Origin of the sequence: Ventrimonas sp. (genome assembly GCF_048380235.1) — a bacterium.
Classification (GTDB): Bacteria; Bacillota; Clostridia; order Lachnospirales; family Lachnospiraceae; genus Brotaphodocola.
In genome coordinates this window covers 1-1,724 of sequence record NZ_DBFCCJ010000051.1, presented here as the reverse complement: position 1 = coordinate 1,724, position 1,724 = coordinate 1, and the positions used below count along the sequence as shown (strand labels likewise).

Here is a 1,724-nt window from a genome sequence, read left to right as displayed (position 1 = left end):
GAAATCGGAAGAATCATCGGTGCAACCAAAGTAAGAAACGGATATGTGGAAGGAAACGGCTACATGGTTACATGGACTTTCGGGAACATGCTGTCACTGGCCATGCCGAAGGACTACGGAACCCAGAAGCTGGAACGGAATGACTTTCCTTTCATCCCGTCCGAATTCGAACTGATGGTACGGCATACACGCACCGAGAACGGATGGATACCGGACATTGATGCCGTGCTCCAGCTTAAAGTAATCGAGAGAGTGTTTCAGGCATGCGATACCATCATTGCGGCTACCGATGCCAGCCGTGACGGGGAAATGACATTCCGCTATGTCTATCAATACCTGAACTGTACACTGCCTTGCTTCCGTCTGTGGATTTCCTCTCTTACCGACGAGTCTGTGCGTAAAGGCATGGAAAACCTGAAGCCGGACAGTTGCTACGACAGCCTGTTCCTTTCTGCCGACAGCCGCAACAAGGCGGACTGGATTCTCGGAATCAACGCCAGCTATGCCATGTGTAAGGCGACTGGCCTTGGCAACAATTCCCTCGGACGGGTGCAGACACCGGTACTGGCTGCCATCAGCAGACGCTACCGTGAAAGGGAGAACCATATTTCATCGGACAGCTGGCCCATCTACATCAGCCTGCAAAAGGACGGCATCCTCTTCAAGATGCGCCGCACACAGGATCTTCCCGACAAAGAATCCGCAACAATGTTTTTTCAGGACTGCAAGCTGGCACGTCAGGCACAGATTACAGGTATCAGTCACAGCGTAAAGGAAATACTTCCACCGGATCTGCTTGACCTGACACAGCTTCAGAAGGAAGCGAACATCCGCTATGGTTTTACCGCATCAGAGGTGTATGACATCGCCCAGTCTCTTTATGAAAAGAAACTGATTTCCTATCCGCGGACTTCCAGCCGTTATCTGACGGAGGATGTGCTTGACTCGCTTTCACCAATCATGGCGCGTCTGCTATCATGGGAGCTGTTCCCTGCCGCTAAAGGAACTGGAGGTATTGACATATCCAGTTTGTCCCGCCACGTAATAAACGCAGAAAAAGCCAATGTACATCATGCCATCATCATTACAGGTATCCGTCCCGGAAATATGTCCGAAAAGGAAATGCAGGTTTACAGACTTGTAGCCGGAAGGATGCTTGAAACATTCATGGCTCCATGCCGCATAGAAACGACAAATGTTGAAGCGGTTTGTGCGGCACAGCATTTCAAGGCCGAACAAACAAGAATCATTGAAGCCGGCTGGCATGATGTGTTTATGCGTTCCGACATGGTTCCAAAATCAGGATATTCTGTCAATGAACTCCCCGAAGTGGAGAAAAGTGATACTCTGAATGTATGCGGATGCAACATGGTACACAAGAAACAGCTGCCGGTAAATCCGTTCACGGATGCAGAACTGGTGGAATACATGGAACAGAACGGACTGGGTACAGTATCCTCACGTACCAATATCATCCGTACACTGGTTAACCGTAAGTATATCCGTTATTCAGGGAAATATATCGTTCCGACCCCGAAAGGCATGTTCACCTACGAAACCATCCGTGGAAAGAAAATTGCGGATACTTCACTCACCGCAGACTGGGAAAAACAGCTGGCCGGACTTGAAAGCGGAATGATAACCGGACAGGACTTCCTGAACAGGATCAGGACTCTCGCCAAGGAAATGACTGATGACATTTTCAACACCTATTCCACAAAAGA

General features: G+C 49.2%; 1 protein-coding gene. It reads left to right on the top strand.

What is annotated here, in order from left to right; all coding sequences use genetic code 11:
• Positions 1 to 1,724: DNA topoisomerase (locus ACMP1L_RS08700; protein ID WP_418452713.1), on the top strand; the 1,724-nt coding region annotated here is incomplete at both ends.